The sequence below is a fragment of the Rhodococcus xishaensis genome, from assembly GCF_004011825.1.
Taxonomy (GTDB): Bacteria; Actinomycetota; Actinomycetes; order Mycobacteriales; family Mycobacteriaceae; genus Prescottella; species Prescottella xishaensis.
The window spans coordinates 194,539-211,580 of the sequence record NZ_RKLO01000007.1 but is presented as its reverse complement, the minus strand read 5'-3'; the positions used below and the strand labels follow the sequence as shown (position 1 = coordinate 211,580).

Here is a 17,042-nt window from a genome sequence, read left to right as displayed (position 1 = left end):
GGGTCAGTTCTTCTCGATCAGGTAGTACAGCGGCACCCCGTCCCAGCCGATCTGCACGTTGGTCACGTATTCGGACCAGCCGCCGGTCGCGTTGCGGTTCCAGTTCGGAACCGCCGGCAGATCGCGCAACAGGATCTCCTGCGCACGGTCGATCAGCTCCTGGGACTCGACGGGGTCCGTCGCCCCGGCCGACGCCCGCAGCACACGGTCGAACTCGGGGTTCGAGTACCCGCCATCGTTGGAACTACCTCCCGTCTGGAAGTTTTGGGCGAGGAACCCGTACTGCTGCGGGTAGTCGGCCTGCCACCCCGAACGGAACGCCGTCTGTATCGTCCGCTCGGTAACCTCGGTCCGAAGCTGAGCGAACGTCGGATAGGGTGCACCGCGCGCGTCGATACCGAGTGTGTTGCGGATGCTGTTGCTCACCGCGTCCACCCAGTCCTGGTGTCCGCCGTCGGAGTTGTAGGCGAGCTGGAACGCTCCCGACCACGGTGCGATTTCGTCGGCCTGTGCCCACAGTGCTCGCGCCCGGTCGGGTGCGAAGTCGAGGTTGTCGGATCCGGGCAGGTCGGGCGTCCAGCCCTCGACAGCGGGAGAGGTGAAGTCCCGAGCCGGGGTCCGAGTGCTCGCGAACAGTTGCTCGGTGATCTGCTGGCGATCGATCGCCAACGAGATCGCCTGCCGCCGCAGTCGCCCCTCCTCGCCGCCGAAGTGTGGCAGTCGCTCCGGGATCGTGAACGTCTCGATCGTCGCGGACGGCTGGTTGACGGTGCGCCCCGGCAGATCACGCTCATACGTCTCGAGCGCGCTGGACGGCACGCCGTCGAGCACGTCGAGATTGTTCGACAACAGGTCGGTGTAGGCAGTGTCCAGGTTGCTGTAGAGCACGAAGGTCAAACCCTCGTTCCGTGCCGTCCGGTTGCCTCGATAGCCGGGGTTCGCCTCCAGGTCGATCCGCACATTGTGTTGCCAGGCATCTTCGTTCGCAAACCGGTACGGGCCGTTTCCGATCGGGTGCTGTCCGAACGCCGCCATGTCCGCGTACGCCGATTGCGGCAGCGGATAGTAGGCGGCGAAGCCCAGGCGCGTCGGAAAGGCGGACTCCGGCTGCTTCAGTGTGATCGTGAAAGTGCGATCGTCGACCACGCTCAGCCCCGACATGGTCTGCGCCGTCGGGTTGGCTGCCGCGACCTCGTCGTAGCCCGCTATCGGGTCGAAGAACGACGACTGGAGCTGCGCGTTGGTCGATAGCGCGCCGTAGTTCCATGCGTCGACGAAGGACCGTGCGGTGACCGGGGTTCCGTCGGTGAATGTCCACCCGTCCTCGAGCGTCACGGTGTAGAGCTGCCCGTCCGCGGTCTCGATGGACTCGGCCACCTCGTTCTCGGTGGTGCCGTCGGCGGTGTAGTAGACGAGACCCGCGAACAGTGCATCGAGCACCCGGCCACCGGTGCTCTCGCCTGTGTCGGTCGGAATCAGCGGGTTCTGCGGTTCACCGCTCCACGCGTACACGATGCCGGTGCCAGACGTCGTCCCGCTGGTACACGCCGCGAGGACCAACACGAACAGGCTCACCACCACGGCCATCGCAGCGCGCGCCATGCCCGACCGCACAGCCATGACCCACCTCCCGACTTGCCGGATGGTGTTAGCGACGATAGACAGGCCCGAGGCCCCCCGCGCGAGTCCGGGACCCCCGGCTCGGATCGGCACCTTTTCGAGGCCCGTTCGCAACATGAAGCACACCAGTGCGCACGAACGGACCTAGTGCGCAGCAGACGCCTGCGACACGAACTCGACCTTTCGCCGCGGCCGACGACCACTCCCCGGGAGCGTACACTGCGCCGTCCCTAGTGTGTGACTACTCTCACATGTGCCAGGAATGTCTATTTTGACCGGAAAGAAGGCAGCCGAATGACGAGCAGTGCTCCCGACGCCCCTGAGGTGTACCCGCCCAGCGCGGAGTTCGCAGCCACGGCGAACGCCGGCCCCGAACTGCAGGCGGAGGCCGACCGCGACCGCCTCGCCTTCTGGGACGCTCAGGCCCGACGCCTGGACTGGGCGACTCCGTGGACCGAGGTCCTCGACTGGTCGGACGCCCCCGTCGCGAAGTGGTTCGTCGGCGGGCGCCTCAACGTCGCGTTCAACTGCATCGACCGGCACGTGCTCGCCGGCAACGGCGACCGCGTCGCAATCCACTTCGAGGGAGAGCCGGGCGACAGCCGGGATATCACCTACAGTGAGCTACTCGCCGAAGTGAGCCGCGCCGCAAATACCTTCACCGACCTCGGCCTGGTCGCCGGTGATCGCGTTGCGATCTACATGCCGATGATCCCCGAAGCAATCGTCACGATGCTCGCCTGCGCCCGACTCGGGCTGACTCACTCTGTCGTGTTCGCCGGATTCTCCGCCACCGCCCTGCGCCAGCGCATCGACGACGCCCAAGCCAAGCTGGTCGTCACCGTCGACGGACAGTGGCGCCGAGGTCAGGCGGCCCCCCTCAAGCCCGCCGTCGACGAGGCCTTGGCCGGCGAGACCGGCGATCCCGGCGCCAGTTCCGTCCAGAACGTAATGATCGTCAAGCGAACCGGCGCCGATGTCGACATCACCGATGGCCGGGATCTGTGGTGGCACGACACGGTGGCGAAGGCGTCGGCCGAACACCAGGCACAGCCGTTCGACGCCGAGCATCCGCTGTTCATCCTGTACACCTCGGGTACCACCGGGAAACCCAAGGGCATCATCCACACCTCCGGCGGCTACCTGACGCAGGCGTCGTACACGCACCACAACGTGTTCGACCACAAGCCTGGGCGCGACGTCTACTGGTGCACCGCCGACATCGGTTGGGTCACCGGGCACAGCTACATCGTCTACGGTCCGCTGTCGAACGGCGTCACGCAGGTCGTGTACGAGGGCACCCCCAACTCGCCCGACGAGCACCGCCACTTCCAGATCATCGAGAAGTACGGCGTGACCATCTACTACACGGCGCCGACTCTGGTGCGCACGTTCATGAAGTGGGGCCGCGGGATCCCTGACGCGCACGACCTGTCGTCGATCCGCCTGCTCGGCTCGGTGGGTGAGCCCATCAATCCGGAGGCCTGGCGCTGGTTCCGGGACGTCATCGGCGGCGGCGGTGTTCCGATCGTGGACACGTGGTGGCAGACGGAGACCGGCGCGATCATGATCTCGCCGCTGCCCGGTATCACCGCGGCCAAGCCCGGCTCGGCGATGGCGCCGCTGCCGGGTATCTCCGCGAAGATCGTCGACGACGACGCCCACGAACTCGGTGCCGGCGGCAGCGGGTATCTGGTTCTCGACCAGCCGTGGCCATCGATGCTGCGCGGCATCTGGGGCGACATGGACCGGTACCGGGACACCTACTGGTCGCGCTATGCGGAAGAGGGCTGGTATTTCGCCGGCGACGGCGCCAAGTACGACGAGGACGGCGCCCTGTGGGTCCTCGGCCGAGTCGACGATGTCATGAACGTCTCCGGGCACCGCATCTCCACCTCCGAGGTGGAGTCGGCACTGGTCGGGCATCCCGCGATCGCGGAGGCGGCAGTCGTCGGTGCGGCAGACGAGACCACCGGCCAGGGGATCGTGGCCTTCGTGATCCTGTGCGAGGGCATGGAAAACACTGGCGAACTACTCGTATCGGAGTTGCGCACTCAGGTGTCCACCGAGATCTCCCCGATCGCCAAACCGCGGCAGATCACTGTTGTGCCCGAGCTCCCGAAGACTCGCTCCGGCAAGATCATGCGTCGTCTCCTACGCGACGTCGCAGAGGGTCGCGACCTCGGAGACACGTCGACGCTCGTCGATCCGAAGGTGTTCGACGCGATCCGCGGCCACTAGGCGCGGCCACTGGACACGGCCTCTCGACAGGGGCGACAGGAGAAGAGAAACATGGCCGAGAAGCAACGGGTGCCTGCATGCCTTCCGGGGCAGCAGGGCACCCGTTGCACGTTCTCCAGCCCCCGTCCCGATATCACTGTCCGTCAAGATTTCCCTGCCCCTCCTGGTATCCCTTCCGTACCGAATATCCAGGTCAAATCCCTGGCGAACCAGCTCAGGCGTACCGTGTCCGGTGGAGACGGAAACAGGGTCATCGGAAAGAGGGACATCGATGGCGCATGCCGTGCGAGGCAAACTCGGCAACCTACCTCAGGATCTAACCAGTTTTGTTGGGCGCCGACGTGAAGTGACGGAGGCGAGACGATTGCTCGCCGGGTCCCGTCTGGTGACGCTCACCGGCATCGCCGGCGTCGGAAAGACCCGCCTCGCGCTTCGCGTGGCCACAGATGCACAGCGGGCGTTCGATGATGGCGTCTGGCTGGTCGAATTCGGTGAGCGGCGTGAACCGCAACTGGTCCCCGAAAGGGTGGCGGCAGCTCTCGGTCTGCGGGAGCAATCGGCCGTCCCGACGATGCAGTTCCTCACCGACTACATGTCGACCCGGAACACGCTGCTCATCCTCGACAACTGCGAGCACCTGATCGACGCCATCGCGAAGCTCGCCGAGACCCTGCTCCGCGCGAGCCCCGAGTTGCGGATCCTTGCGACTAGTCGCGAGCCCCTCGCGATCGGTGGGGAAGCCGTTCTGCGTGTGCCTCCGCTGACCTTCCCCTCGCCCGAAGAATCGATGAAACCGCGTGCGCTGGCCCAGTACGAGGCGGTCAATCTGTTCACCGAGCGCGCCGCAGCGGCGGTTCCCGGGTTCGAGCTGAACGAAAGCAATCGAGAGCAGGTGGTCGCGATCTGCTCCGAACTCGACGGGCTCCCACTGTCCATCGAGCTCGCGGCCGCGCGACTGCGCGCTATGTCGATCGACCAGATCCTGGAGTTACTCACGGACCGCTTCCGTCTCCTTACGGGGGGCAGCCGCGCCGCGCCCGATCGTCAGCAGACGCTGAGGATGAGCATCGACTGGAGCCACGATCTGTGCACGCCGACCGAGCAGCAAATGTGGCGGCGGCTGTCGATCTTCTCGCACGGATTCGAACTCGATGCCGCGGAGGCGATCGCCGCCCCTGATCTCACGCCGACCTATCTGCTCGACGTCGTCGCCGCCCTGGTCGACAAGTCGATTCTCATCCGCGAGGAACACGACGGCGTCGTGCGCTATCGACTGCTCAAGACCCTGCGCGACTACGGACGTCAACGCCTCCACGAAGCCGGTGAGTACGCGAACCTTCGTAGACAACACCGGGACTGGTACCAGGAATTGGTGTGGAGGGCCGATCACGAATGGATCGGACCGAACCAGACGGTGTGGATCGGACGCATCGACCGCGAACGGCCCAATTTGCATGACGCGCTCGAGTACTGCATGACCGAACCAGGCGAGGCCGAGGACGGGTTGCGCATCGCCTACTCGATGTACCGCTTCTGGAGCTCTCGCGGCCTTCTCAACGAGGGGCGCTTGTGGCTCGGCCGCACGCTCGCTGCGCAGGGCGGAGAACCGACTCCCGATCGGGCCAAGGCATTGTTCGCGGGGATCAGTCTCGCCGCGAACCAGGGCGACGTCCAAGCCGGAGAAGAGCTGGTCGCCGAGGCGTACAAGATCGCGGCCCGGCTCGAGGATCCCGAGATCGACGTGGTTGTCGCTCTCGGCGACTCGATTCTGGCGCTCTTCGCCGGTGACACGCAGAAGACCATGCGACTCTGCAACGAGATCCTCGACACCGTCCGAGCCGGTCCGGATCGCTCACTTCACATTCAGACACTTCTCGCTCTCACGATGGGCGCGGCCGTCTTGGGCGAACGTCGCGAGGCCGTCGAGTACTCCGACGAGGTCACCGCTATCACCACCGCATGCGGTGAGTCGATCTACCGGTCGTACGCTCTGAGCTTCCGTGGCCTTGCACTGTGGCGCAGCGAACCAGATGACACATTGCCGTTGTTCAAGCAGGCGCTCCAGCTCAGTGAGGGTGTCGATGACCTCCTCGGAGTGGCCATCGGTACCGAAGGACTCGCGTGGACGACCACCCTGCGGCACGAGTACTGGAGGGCCGCCGTTCTCCTCGGTGCCGCCGAATCTCTATGGCTGGCTGTCGGATACGAGAGCATGGGCATCAAGAAGCTGCATTCGAATCGCGGCGAGTCCCGCACTCAGCTCCTTCGCGCTCTTGGCCCGCGAACTTTCGACTCCGCGGTGAATCTCGGAGCCGGGCTCACGCTGAGTGAGATCGTCACCTTCGCGATAGAGGACCGACTTCCGGAGGAGTCATCGGCCGAGCGCTCCTCGACCGACCTGACGCCCCGCGAGCAAGAGGTCGCCGAGCTGGTGGCCCGGGGCATGACCAACAAGGCGATCGCCGACCAACTCGTCATTTCGCAGCGCACCGCCCAGGGCCACGTCGAACACATCCTCGCGAAACTGGCGTTCAATTCACGGACCCAGATCGCTGCCTGGGTCATCGAACAGGGCAAAGACGCCCAGAACGATGCGGTCTGAGCTGGGCTTTCACGCCGATGTAGGTACCTGGATCGAAGACAGGTAGGTCCACAGGTAGTTCTACCGTCGTGTGATGAAGTCGTCATTGGAATTGTGGGAGTCCGAAAGCCAACGATTCACGCAGTCGAGGTCTCCCGATGCACGATCAGCTTCATCGCCCAGCGATCACCGTTCACGACGACTTCACGATCTGCCGCTGCGACTGGTGCGAGACGCTCCTCTCCCCCGATACGGCAGTCTGCTCGTCGTGCCACAGCACCGAGATCAGCCGGACGGGTTCCCCCGGGTGCGGATCGATCGTCTCGTGGACCGTGGTCGAGGTCTTCGCCAGCCGCACGTCCAACGATCGCGTCCCGCAAACGATCGCGATCGTCGCCCTGGACGAAGGCCCGTGGACGTACGCGTGGATTACGGGCGCGCCTCGAGCGAACGGAAAGGCACCCATCCGGGTCCGGTACCACCACATGATCCCCGGCGAGCCCTATCCGATGTTCGTGCTCCAGGCGACCCGCTGAGCGTCGTCAGAGCCCGAGGGTCGCCCAGAAGGAAATCATCACAATCACCGCGCTGAGCGGGAACGGGATCGACCATCGCCGCATGAGGAACGCACCCTGCCTCGCAGACACTGGAATTGAACATTTCGTACGCTTCGCCCGCGACCGGGACTCCCCTACTGAACGGTCGCAAAGGTCGCGCTAAGATTCCATACGGTGTGCCGGGAAGCCTGGTCGGCGCCGACCAGCCGTACCCAAATCCCAGGTGAGAGGCCATTCTTGATTCCCGCCACACGTTCTGAGCTCGCCCGTTTTCTTCGCACTGAGACCGTTGGCGGATCCGTACTCCTCATTGCCGCCGCCATCGCCGTGGTGTGGGCAAACTCGCCATTGGTGGATTCCTACATATCGCTGCGCGACTGGAAGGTCGGCCCTAGCGAGATCGGCCCTATTCCCCTCCACTTGAATCTCGACCTTGGTACCTGGGCGAAAGACGGTCTGCTGGCGGTCTTCTTCTTCGTCGCCGGTCTCGAACTCAAGCGTGAGCTCGTCGTCGGCGAGCTTGCCGACCGCAAGAAGGCGCTGCTGCCGATCATCGCCGCCCTCGGCGGCGTCCTCGTGCCGGCGGTCATCGCGGCCGTGGTCGGTGCCGGCGCCCCGGGCATGAACCAGGGCGGCTGGGCGATCCCGGTCGCCACCGATATCGCTTTCGCGCTGGGCGTCCTCGCGCTCACCGGGTCACGAATACCCGCGAGCGCACGAGTCTTCCTGCTCAGCCTCGCTGTGGTCGACGACCTGCTCGCCATCATCCTGATCGCGCTGCTGTTCACGGCGTCGATCGCGATGCTGTGGCTCCTGACCGCTGTTGCGTGCCTGGTCGTCTACTGGTTCGCGCAGCAGCGGCGCATCACGACCCCGTTCCTCTATGTCCCCCTCGCCCTGCTGACCTGGTACAGCGTCCACGAGGCCGGGGTTCACGCCACGCTGGCCGGTGTCGCGTTGGGCCTGCTCACCCGTGTCCGGACAGATCCGGGCGAGCAGGAAGCGCCGGCAACCCGGCTCGAACACCGCATCCAACCCTGGTCAGCCGGGTTCTGTGTGCCGATGTTCGCGCTGTTCGCGTCGGGTGTCCCGATCAACGGACAGGTTCTCGGGGAACTGTTCACCAATCGGATCTCCCTCGCGATCATCCTTGGTCTGCTCGTCGGCAAGACCGTCGGCATCTTCGGGATCTCGTGGTTGGCCATCCGTCTCGGCATCGCCACCAAGCCGCGCCTGCTCGGGTTCCGCGACATGTTCGCGCTGTCGATGCTCGGCGCGATCGGGTTCACCGTTAGCCTTCTGGTAGCCGATCTTGCGCTCGCGGGTGTCGGCGAGAGCGAAGCGGAGATCGCGAAGGCCGCGGTGCTCGTAACATCGTTGGCTGCGTCACTGATCGGATCGGCGTTACTGTTACGGCGCGGACGGGTCCACCAGGCCCGCGCCGCCGCCACCGATTCGTGAGAGCGCTCGCTTATCGGGGTATCAGCGCGCCAAGAGAACCTGGAGGGGTCGAGAAGTGAGTTTCACCAACGGCAACGAAGCCGCAGGAGACAGCAATCGGTTCACCGGGGACGGAGTCCCGACGACGGTTTCCTCGATTCCGCTCACAGACCTCCACGATCCGCAGACTGCGTCCATCGGCACCCTCGTGCGCGATGCGACCGCGCAGATCTCGACGTTGTTCCGCGCCGAGGTCGAACTTGCGAAGGCTGAGGTCACCAGAGAGGCGAAGAAGGGCCTCCAAGGCAGCGCGTTCCTCGTCCTGGCGCTCGCCGTGCTCACCTTCAGCGCATTCTTCTTCTTTTTCTTCCTCGCCGAGCTGCTCAGCGTGTGGCTCGATCGGTGGGCCTCGTTCTTGATCGTGTTCGCGCTGATGCTCGTCGTCACCGGTGTCCTCGCGCTGCTCGGCTACGCCCGGTTCCGCAGGCTGCATGCCCCGACCAAGACGATCGACTCGATCAAGCAGACCGCAACGGTTCTGCCCGGACAGCGTCCGGACGCGACTTCGCCGACAGGCACGGGAGAGACCACCGCCGGGTGAAGCCCCCGTTGAAGCTCCGGTGGCAAGCTCCGTGACGCAACCCGACCCGTCCACGGTCCGCTACGACGGACCGTGGACGCATCGTGACATCCACGCGAACGGCATCCGCATACACGTGGCAGAGGCCGGCCCGTCGCGACCCGACGCCCGCCTGGTCGTCCTGCTGCACGGCTTCGCCGATCTCTGGTGGTCTTGGCGTCACCAACTTCCCGCCCTCGCCGACGCGGGTTTCCGGACGGTAGCCGTCGACTTGCGCGGGTACGGCGACACCGACACCCCGCCTCGCGGCTACGACGGCTGGACGCTCGCCGGCGACATCGCCGGGCTGATCCGCGCGATGGGTCACTCGAACGCGACACTGATCGGGCACGCCGACGGCGGCCTCGTGTGCTGGGCGACAGCACTGCTACACCCACGGCTGGTGAAGTCCATCGGCCTGATCAGTTCACCGCATCCGATTGCGCTCAAGCAATCCGTCCTCCGGGACCGTCGCCAGCGCCGGGCGCTTCTCCCGACTTTCCTCGACTACCAGCTGCCGTGGCGGCCGGAGCGACGACTTGTCCGCGACAACGGCGCCGAGGTCGAACGCCTCTTGCGGGCTCGGTCCGGTCCTGCATGGCCGCGGTCCGACGAGTACCCCGAGGTCGCCACGCGGCTGCGGTCCGCGATCCAGATCCCGAGGGTTGCCCATTCCGCGCTCGAATACCAGCGCTGGGCGTTCCGCAGCCAATTCCGCCCTGAAGGCCACCGTTTCATGGCGGCGATGGACCATCGACTCGAGATCCCGGTGCTGCAGATCCATGGCGACCTGGACCCCTACGTGTTGGGCGGAACGGTGGAGCGCTCGACTGCGCACGCGCCCGGACAACAGCTGTGCCGGGTCGCCGATGTCGGCCACTTCGCCCACCAAGAGTCGCCCGACCAGGTCACCGCCGAACTGATCCGGTTCGCATTGGCGTCCCGTTGACGGTGCGGCGCCCCGCCCCGGGCATCAGACGATGCACATCCCGGTGCCTACCGGAGCGCTCGCCTGCTCGGCCTGCTCGAGCTGCCTGGACACCTCGTCCGCGGTGAGCGCGAATCCGGTGTCGCTGTTGTCTACCGCGGCCCCGAACACCACACCGAGGACACTGCCCTGCTCGTCGATCAGCGGACCCCCCGAGTTGCCCTGTTGGACCAGGCCTCGCACCGTGTAGACCTCGCGCTCGACCGTGCCGGACCGGTAGATGTCCGGGCCCTGCAGGTCGAGGACCTCTCGAACGCGTACGGCGCTGGCCGTGTACGGACCGCCACCCGGGTAGCCGAGGACGATCGCGTTGTCGCCCGTGCGGGCATGTCCCGAGGCAAAGGCAAGCGGCGCGGCGGTCAAGCCCGGTACGTCGAGCACTGCGACGTCAACGGCCGGATCGAACACCACGACGTGGGCGTCCAGCGGCCCGATCGCGGTGTCGACAATGACCCTGGAGGTGCCGGCCACGACGTGCGCGTTGGTCATCACGAGCTGCGGGCCGACGACGAAGCCCGAACCTTCCAGCGCCTTCTCGCAACTCGGCGCAGCACCACGGATCCGGAGGACGCTCGGGTGCAACTGCTGCGCGACCGGACTGGCGAGCACCGATGCGTCGGGCGGCTCGACGTTCGTGATGGGGGTGCGCCCGAACGGACCGATCACATCGGGCAGGCCCGACGTGTCGAGCAGGGCCGAGAACTCGCTGGGCACCCGGCGTAGCCAGTCGGGGGCGACGTCGTCCACGGTGCTGAGCACCTTCGACCCGCGCACCGCCGTCGCCACGTTGGCCTGTGCGGATGTAGTGAGCGGTATCGCGATGAGCCACGCGATGACCAGCACCGCAACGAACTGCAGGCCCGCGCCCACTGTGCTGTCCGCGCCCCGGGCGACGGGACTGTGCATACCGCCGCGGGCGGCACGCCCGAGCACCATGCCCGCGGCTTCGCCGATCACCACCAGTACGACGATCAACGCGATGCCCGCGAGCAATCGCAGCCGTCCTTCGTCGACATGGACGAGCACGTGCGGCGCGATGAGGATGCCGGCCACCGCACCGAGCACCACGCCGAGGAACGCGAGCGCCGACGCCACCGCGCCCTGCCGCCACCCCGAGGACGCGGCCAGCAACGCCACGAGGATTACCGCCAGGTCGATCCACCCGGATCCGCTCAAAGCTCCCCCAATCCCCGTATCGTGTGGTGCCCGAAATCGTCCCCAGCCGGGAGCTGCCGGAAGCCGCTGGTCAGTTCCCTCTCCTCTACGCCGGTCGCAACCCGGGTGAGCGTTGCGTCGAGGTCCCGGACATCGAGGTGGTCCCATTCGATTTCCCAGCCGGACACCGCCAGCAGGCCAGCGATCACTCCGGCGGTGAACCCCCACACGAGCATCCCGTCCACCTCGAATGCCGGGCCCTGAAAACCGGCGCGATGCCGGATCTGGAACCGGTTGTCGGGGTCGATCAGCTCACGCAGTGGCACCCGCACGACGCGTTCGGCCTCTGCAGCATCGACGACACGGACCGGACTGGGATCGCGCCAGTAGGCGAGCACTGGGGTGACGTCGAATCCGGATGGCGGAATGAAGATCTCGGGCAGCGTCGCGAGCGGCTGGACACCGCCACGGACGAGTCCGGTCTCCTCCTCAGCCTCGCGGAGTGCCGTGTCGACGGGGCCCTCGTCCTCAGGGTCGGCGGCGCCACCGGGGAAGGCGATTTGGCCGCTGTGCTGCCGCATCGTCGATGCGCGCTGAGTCAGTAGGACATCGGCATCGGCAGGAAGCCCGCCGATGGCGAGCGGATCCGACTCGGGAGACCCGCCGAACAGCACCAGCACGGCGGCCGGCCGGGCGTCATCCGGGGAGCGTCGGTTCAGGACAGGGTTTACGCGGTTCGGATCTGCGGGCAACGTGCGCGTCATCGCGCGTAGCCACTCCGGTGCGGCGTCCGGGTTCAGCTGGGGATGAGGGTAGAAGCTCATGCGGCGACACCGAGGTGCTGCTGGACGGCCTGGGCGATCTCGTCGACGCTGCGGAACTGCTGCGGGAGGATCTTCGCGACCGTGCCGTCCGCGCGGATAAGCACCGACACCGGCAGCACGGCCGGAGCGCCGACGGCCGCCTGCACCCGCGCCGATCCGTCCTGCACACCCGGCAGGTGGACGTCGTACTCGGCGAGAAAGCGGAGCCCGTTGGCTTCGTTGGAATCGGTGTGCACCGTCAGAACGGTAGCCGCGTCTCCGACCTGATCCGAGTACTGCTGGAGGTACGGCAGTTCTTCGCGGCACGGAGCGCACCAGTAGGCCCAGATGTTCAGCAGCGCGGGCTTGCCGGCGAGTGCTGCCCCGAGGTCCACGCGACTGCCGTCGCCGATGCATTCGAGCGTTATCCCCCCGAGCACCGAGCCGTCCGGGGCCGGGCCGGTCGGCGTGGGGCACGCCGCCAATTGTGCGTCCGCCCGCAGCGGGGCGAGTGCCTCCGCTGTATCGGCGTCTCGACGCTCCAATTGCGAAGTCGACCGGCCCGCATCCGGGTAGGCCCCGACCCCTTCGTCGCCGTCCTTGTCACGTGGCCAGATCGCGATGATCAGCGAAACGACCACGACGAGCGCGACCAGACTCCACCGCGCTGCACCCGAAATCCGCATACCTCTCACAGACCTGCCAGCTCGAGAAGATGCTCGGTCTCCGGGCCCTTCACCAGCTTCCCCGCGGCGACCTTGTCGGTCGGGCCGACGCCATAGGAGGGGCAGTCCTTCGCCAGGACACACACCCCGCACGCGGGCTTGCGCGCGTGACAGACCCTACGGCCGTGAAAGATCACTCGGTGCGACAGATCCGTCCACTCCTTGCGTTCGATCAGTGCCCCAACCGCGTGTTCGACCTTGACCGGATCCGTCTCCTCGGTCCACTTCCATCGTCGGACCAATCGGCCGAAGTGCGTGTCGACGGTGATTCCCGGCACACCGAACGCATTGCCGAGGACCACGTTCGCGGTCTTGCGGCCGATACCGGGAAGCGTCACGAGGTCCTGCAATCTGTTCGGGACCTCTCCGTCGTAGCGCTCGAGGAGTGCCTGTCCGAGACCGATGATCGAGTTTGCCTTGTTGCGAAAGAAGCCGGTTGTTCGGATGTACTCCTCGAGCTCCGTCCGGTCCGCTTCGGCGTACGCGCGGGCGTCCCGATAGCGTGCGAACAACGCGGGAGTTGCCTGGTTGACTCGCACATCCGTGCACTGGGCCGACAGGATGGTGGCCACCGTGAGTTCGAGGGGAGTCGTGAAGTCGAGTTCGCAGTAGACGTGCGGGAAGGCCTCCTTCAGACGGCGGTTCATCCGGCGCGCCCTGCGCACGAGAGCCAGCCGTGACTCTCCGGTGGGTGTGGTCTCCGAATCCGAATTCTGGTCGTCTGCTGTGGCGGCGTGCACCTCGACAACTCTACGGACCGTTCCGCCGACCGGACCCCCCGCCGTGTTTCTTCCGAGACCTTGACAGTGTTTACTTCCCCCTATGCAAGGTCTGGCTGTCGTGCTGTTCCCTGTGCTGCTCATGTTGTTCGCCCTCGCCATGGAGCGTGTCGAGTACCGCCTCCGGCGGCTGACGGTCCGTGAGCAGGAGGTCGAGGAATTTCTCGACCAGGCGAGCCAGGACGAGGTCGCGACACTCGCGGCATCTGGGTTCCCGAATGCGCTGGCCAGGTTCAACCGTCGGCGTAGGCGTGGGCGCCGCGGCGCAGCCGACGGTCCCGACAGCACATCCGTCGGCGAGGACGATCAGAGCCCCCGACGCGCGAGCTGATTCGCGTCCGCTAGCGGGCCGATACCGGGTGGTGGACAGGCCGCACGAGACGACGAACGTCGAAATGCGAGGATTTGTGAAGATTGTTTCACGGAGTTGCAGAACCCTGCACTGTGTCCGTGATTCCTCCCACAGCCGCGCCAAGTAGACTCTGTTCGCGTACGGGTTGCATGAGACCGAAGTCCCCGTGCAGCAACCTGCAATCGATGAACAGTTTTCCAAGAGGAGCGCAAGTGGACGAGGTCCTTGCCAGAGCGGGCATCTTCCAAGGAGTCGAGCCCTCGGCGGTGGCTGCGCTGGTCAAGCAGCTCCAGCCCGTCGACTTCCCCCGCGGGCACGTCATCTTCAACGAGGGTGAACCCGGCGACAGGCTGTACATCATCGTCTCCGGCAAGGTCAAGCTCGGCCGCCGCTCGCCGGACGGTCGTGAGAACCTGCTGACGATCATGGGTCCATCGGACATGTTCGGCGAGCTGTCGATCTTCGACCCGGGTCCGCGTACGTCTACGGCCACCACCGTCACCGAGGTGCGCGCCGTGAGCATGGACCGCGACGCCCTCAAGTCGTGGATCGACCAACGCCCGGAGATCGCGGAGCAGCTGCTGCGTGTCCTCGCACGTCGCCTGCGTCGCACCAACAACAACCTCGCTGACCTGATCTTCACCGACGTCCCGGGTCGTGTCGCCAAGGCACTGTTGCAGCTCGCGCAACGCTTCGGCACCCAGGAGGCTGGTTCCCTCCGCGTGACGCACGACCTCACCCAGGAGGAGATCGCTCAGCTCGTCGGCGCCTCCCGCGAGACCGTGAACAAGGCGTTGGCCGACTTCGCGCACCGTGGATGGCTGCGTCTCGAGGGCAAGAGCGTCCTGATCTCCGACTCGGAGCGTTTGGCGCGACGCGCTCGCTGACTGCACCAACTTCGCCGGACGAGGCCATCTGCCTCGCCATCGGCTGAAGCAGCCGTCCCCTGCCGGGGCCGTGTCAGCCAGAGGTGAATGGTGGGCCCCTGATCGGTCCCGGCTGCGCCGTGTGCGAAGTCAGCGGCGGAGATACTCCAACTGCACCCGGACCGACTGCTCGGCCGCGGGCCAGAGGGTCTCGTCGATGTCGGTGTAGACGTGCTCGACAACCGCCCGCACGTCCGCGTCCGCACCGAGAGTGTCCAGCGCACCCCGGATCTGCGAGAGGCGCTCCTCACGGTGCGCGAGGTAGCGCTTGGCGACCGATTCGAGGTCGGGCAGCTCCGGCCCGTGCCCGGGCAGGACCATTCGGCCTGCCCCAAGGCCGATGAGGGTCCGCATCGACTGCAGGTAGTCACCCAGGTTGCCGTCCGAGGCGTCTAGCACGGTGGTGCCCCGGCCGAGGATGGTGTCGGCAGTGAGCACGGATCCCTCGTCCTCGATCACGAACGACACCGAGTCTGCCGTGTGCCCAGGAGTGCGGAGCACCCGTAGCGTGAGGCCGGCCGCTTCGATCAGTTCGTCGTTCTCCAGCCCGGCGCCGCCGCCCCGGCGTAGCTGTTCCTGCACCGCATGCACGGGCGCCCCCGTGAGGTCGAAGAACCGGTCGATGCCACCCGTGTGATCGTGGTGGCGGTGCGAGATCAGGGTCAGCACAACGGTCCCCGCACCCGCAACCCGCGCCAGGTGCGCCGGGTCGTCGTCACCGGGATCGACCACGATGCACTCGTCGTTGCCGGGCGTCCGCAAGATCCAGGTGTTGGTGCCCTCGAGCGCGTACATGCTCGGATTGTTCTCGAGCATCACGGCCGCGACGGGAGTGACCTGCCGCAGCTGGGCGTACGCGGGGTGCTGAAGCGTCATCGACGCACCTTCCTGACGGGTGGACAGCGGGTTCGGCGGACCGAGCATCGCGGAATCGAGCATCACTGTACGACGACTGTCCCGAATTTCCCGCCGTCCACCCCGCGCGTGGTGCGGCGCAGGACCAGTCACATATGGGCGCCGCCGTCGATCCGGATCTCGGTCCCGGTGACGAAGGCTCCGTCGTCGGAGGCGAGCATCGCGACGACGCCGGCAACTGTCTCCGGACTGGCGAAACCCTCACCGATCCACGGGTAGAGCTTGCCGATCAGGCTGGCGTCGACGCCCTCGGGGAAGCCGGGGTTGCTGGTCATGCCCGACGCAATGCTGCCGGGCGCCACCGCGACCGCGCGTAGGCCCTGCTTGGCATATTCGAGCGCTATCGCGTGGGTGAACGACTGGATTCCGCCCTTCGAGGCTGCGTAGGCCGCCATGTACGGGTGCGCGAACTGCGCCGACGTGGAACTGAAGTTCACGATGACGCCCTTGCCCGTCTCGAGCAGTGCAGGCAAGGCCTGCCGGGTGACCAAGAACGTGCCGGTCAGATTGGTGCCGATGATCTCGTTCCAGAATCCGAGGTCGGTGTCGTGGGTGTGCGACGAACGCAGGATGCCAGCGGCGTTGACCAGCACGTCGAGGCCACCCAGGTCGGTGATCGCGCCGCCGAGGTTCTCACGGACAGAAACCTCGTCGGAGACGTCGGCGACGACCGAGCGCAGGCGGTCGGAGAAGCCGGCCCGCTCGGCACGCTCGTGCGTGACGGCCAGCCCACCCTCGGACACGTCCGCTCCGGTGACGATGCCACCCTCCTCGAGGAGGCGGGCCACGACCGCCTGCCCGATGCCCGAGCCCGCGCCGGTGACGAGGATGCGACGGCCTTCGAAACGCTTCATGATCTCTCCGTACTAACGCACCTCTGCGATCAGTTCGACCTCGACGGGTGACCCCAGCGGCAGCTCGGCAACGCCGACGGCCGACCGGGCGTGGATGCCGGCGTCCCCGAACACCTCGCCGAGGAACTCGGAGGCACCGTTGATTACACCGGGCTGACCCGTGAATCCCTCGGCCGAGGCCACGAAGCCGACGACCTTGACGATGCGCACGATCGAGTCCAACCCGACCAGCGCGTCCACTGCGGCGAGCGCGTTCAACGCGCACGTGCGGGCAGCAGCCTTCCCGTCGGTCTCCGAGACACCCGCACCGAGCTTGCCGGTAATCGACAGGGTGCCGGCGACGAACGGCAACTGGCCCGAAGTGTGAACGTGACTACCGGTGCGGACGGCCGGCACATAGGCAGCGACAGGGGCGGCCACCGGTGGCAGGGCGATGCCCAGCTCGGCTAGGCGCGCGGTCCAGGACTGTGTGACGTCTGCCATTCGC

At 66.4% G+C, this 17,042-nt stretch carries 16 protein-coding genes; 8 read left to right on the top strand and 8 right to left on the bottom strand.

Annotated elements, in window-relative coordinates:
- Positions 1–3 precede the first annotated feature (3 nt).
- Positions 4–1,620, bottom strand: coding sequence for a peptide ABC transporter substrate-binding protein (locus tag EGT50_RS16710; protein WP_127955766.1), 1,617 nt, complete (start codon positions 1,618–1,620; stop codon positions 4–6).
- Positions 1,621–1,914: 294 nt separating this feature from the next.
- Here EGT50_RS16710 and acs point away from each other — a divergent pair, with 294 nt between their 5' ends.
- The 6 genes from acs to EGT50_RS16680 all read left to right on the top strand — a co-directional run bounded on the left by acs (position 1,915) and on the right by EGT50_RS16680 (position 10,007).
- Entirely contained in the window at positions 1,915–3,861 is a 1,947-nt protein-coding gene (gene acs, locus EGT50_RS16705) for an acetate--CoA ligase (protein WP_127955765.1), read from the top strand.
- Positions 3,862–4,132: 271 nt separating this feature from the next.
- A complete protein-coding gene (locus EGT50_RS16700; protein WP_127955764.1) occupies positions 4,133–6,463 on the top strand; it encodes an ATP-binding protein in 2,331 nt (776 codons plus the stop codon).
- A gap of 137 nt (positions 6,464–6,600) precedes the next feature.
- A complete protein-coding gene (locus EGT50_RS16695) occupies positions 6,601–6,978 on the top strand; it encodes a Zn-ribbon domain-containing OB-fold protein (protein WP_127955763.1) in 378 nt (125 codons plus the stop codon).
- 258 nt (positions 6,979–7,236) lie between these two features.
- A complete protein-coding gene (gene nhaA / locus EGT50_RS16690; protein WP_127955762.1) occupies positions 7,237–8,460 on the top strand; it encodes a Na+/H+ antiporter NhaA in 1,224 nt (407 codons plus the stop codon).
- Positions 8,461–8,515: 55 nt separating this feature from the next.
- The gene (locus EGT50_RS16685) at positions 8,516–9,040 is read left to right on the top strand and encodes a phage holin family protein (protein ID WP_127955761.1); all 525 of its coding nucleotides are present in this window, start codon (positions 8,516–8,518) and stop codon (positions 9,038–9,040) included.
- Positions 9,041–9,071: 31 nt separating this feature from the next.
- Positions 9,072–10,007 (top strand): alpha/beta fold hydrolase, encoded by a 936-nt coding sequence (locus tag EGT50_RS16680; RefSeq protein WP_127955760.1) that lies wholly within the window; start codon positions 9,072–9,074, stop codon positions 10,005–10,007.
- Between the two features lie 24 nt (positions 10,008–10,031).
- Here the strand turns inward: EGT50_RS16680 and EGT50_RS16675 are convergent, their stop codons facing one another.
- Genes EGT50_RS16675 through nth form a run of 4 tightly spaced genes read right to left on the bottom strand, consistent with a single transcriptional unit; the run spans position 10,032 to position 13,376 of the window.
- Entirely contained in the window at positions 10,032–11,222 is a 1,191-nt protein-coding gene (locus EGT50_RS16675) for a MarP family serine protease (protein ID WP_127955759.1), read from the bottom strand.
- Positions 11,219–12,025 carry an NUDIX hydrolase gene (locus tag EGT50_RS16670; protein ID WP_127955758.1) on the bottom strand — a complete coding sequence of 269 codons (807 nt, stop codon included), beginning with the start codon at positions 12,023–12,025 and terminating at the stop codon, positions 11,219–11,221. Before EGT50_RS16670 ends, EGT50_RS16675 begins: the two co-directional genes overlap by 4 nt.
- Positions 12,022–12,690, bottom strand: a complete 669-nt coding sequence (locus EGT50_RS16665) for a TlpA family protein disulfide reductase (RefSeq protein WP_127955757.1) — start codon at positions 12,688–12,690, stop codon at positions 12,022–12,024. The genes EGT50_RS16670 and EGT50_RS16665 overlap by 4 nt, the downstream gene beginning before the upstream one ends.
- A 5-nt stretch (positions 12,691–12,695) precedes the next feature.
- The gene (nth, locus tag EGT50_RS16660; RefSeq protein WP_127955807.1) at positions 12,696–13,376 is read right to left on the bottom strand and encodes an endonuclease III; all 681 of its coding nucleotides are present in this window, start codon (positions 13,374–13,376) and stop codon (positions 12,696–12,698) included.
- A 175-nt stretch (positions 13,377–13,551) separates the two neighbouring features.
- Between nth and EGT50_RS16655 the strand changes: the two genes are divergently transcribed.
- Positions 13,552–13,839, top strand: coding sequence for a hypothetical protein (locus EGT50_RS16655; RefSeq protein ID WP_127955756.1), 288 nt, complete (start codon positions 13,552–13,554; stop codon positions 13,837–13,839).
- Between the two features lie 233 nt (positions 13,840–14,072).
- Complete coding sequence (locus EGT50_RS16650; protein WP_005515884.1) at positions 14,073–14,747, top strand: Crp/Fnr family transcriptional regulator; 675 nt, start codon at positions 14,073–14,075, stop codon at positions 14,745–14,747.
- Positions 14,748–14,876: 129 nt separating this feature from the next.
- Here the strand turns inward: EGT50_RS16650 and EGT50_RS16645 are convergent, their stop codons facing one another.
- From EGT50_RS16645 to EGT50_RS16635, 3 genes are all read right to left on the bottom strand, one after another.
- On the bottom strand, positions 14,877–15,662 hold the full coding sequence (locus tag EGT50_RS16645; protein WP_127955806.1) for an MBL fold metallo-hydrolase: 786 nt from the start codon (positions 15,660–15,662) through the stop codon (positions 14,877–14,879).
- Between the two features lie 128 nt (positions 15,663–15,790).
- Positions 15,791–16,555 (bottom strand): SDR family NAD(P)-dependent oxidoreductase, encoded by a 765-nt coding sequence (locus tag EGT50_RS16640; protein ID WP_127955755.1) that lies wholly within the window; start codon positions 16,553–16,555, stop codon positions 15,791–15,793.
- Positions 16,556–16,567: 12 nt separating this feature from the next.
- Positions 16,568–17,038, bottom strand: coding sequence for a RidA family protein (locus EGT50_RS16635; protein WP_127955754.1), 471 nt, complete (start codon positions 17,036–17,038; stop codon positions 16,568–16,570).
- Positions 17,039–17,042 lie beyond the last annotated feature (4 nt).

Coding starts and splice junctions, on each gene's coding strand:
- EGT50_RS16710 (WP_127955766.1), bottom strand. CDS start 1,620: ATGGCTGTGCGGTCGGGCATGGCGCGCGCTGCGATGGCCGTGGTGGTG.
- acs (WP_127955765.1), top strand. CDS start 1,915: ATGACGAGCAGTGCTCCCGACGCCCCTGAGGTGTACCCGCCCAGCGCG.
- EGT50_RS16700 (WP_127955764.1), top strand. CDS start 4,133: ATGGCGCATGCCGTGCGAGGCAAACTCGGCAACCTACCTCAGGATCTA.
- EGT50_RS16695 (WP_127955763.1), top strand. CDS start 6,601: ATGCACGATCAGCTTCATCGCCCAGCGATCACCGTTCACGACGACTTC.
- EGT50_RS16670 (WP_127955758.1), bottom strand. CDS start 12,025: ATGAGCTTCTACCCTCATCCCCAGCTGAACCCGGACGCCGCACCGGAG.
- EGT50_RS16665 (WP_127955757.1), bottom strand. CDS start 12,690: ATGCGGATTTCGGGTGCAGCGCGGTGGAGTCTGGTCGCGCTCGTCGTG.
- nth (WP_127955807.1), bottom strand. CDS start 13,376: ATGAACCGCCGTCTGAAGGAGGCCTTCCCGCACGTCTACTGCGAACTC.
- EGT50_RS16655 (WP_127955756.1), top strand. CDS start 13,552: ATGCAAGGTCTGGCTGTCGTGCTGTTCCCTGTGCTGCTCATGTTGTTC.
- EGT50_RS16645 (WP_127955806.1), bottom strand. CDS start 15,662: ATGACGCTTCAGCACCCCGCGTACGCCCAGCTGCGGCAGGTCACTCCC.
- EGT50_RS16640 (WP_127955755.1), bottom strand. CDS start 16,555: ATGAAGCGTTTCGAAGGCCGTCGCATCCTCGTCACCGGCGCGGGCTCG.
- EGT50_RS16635 (WP_127955754.1), bottom strand. CDS start 17,038: ATGGCAGACGTCACACAGTCCTGGACCGCGCGCCTAGCCGAGCTGGGC.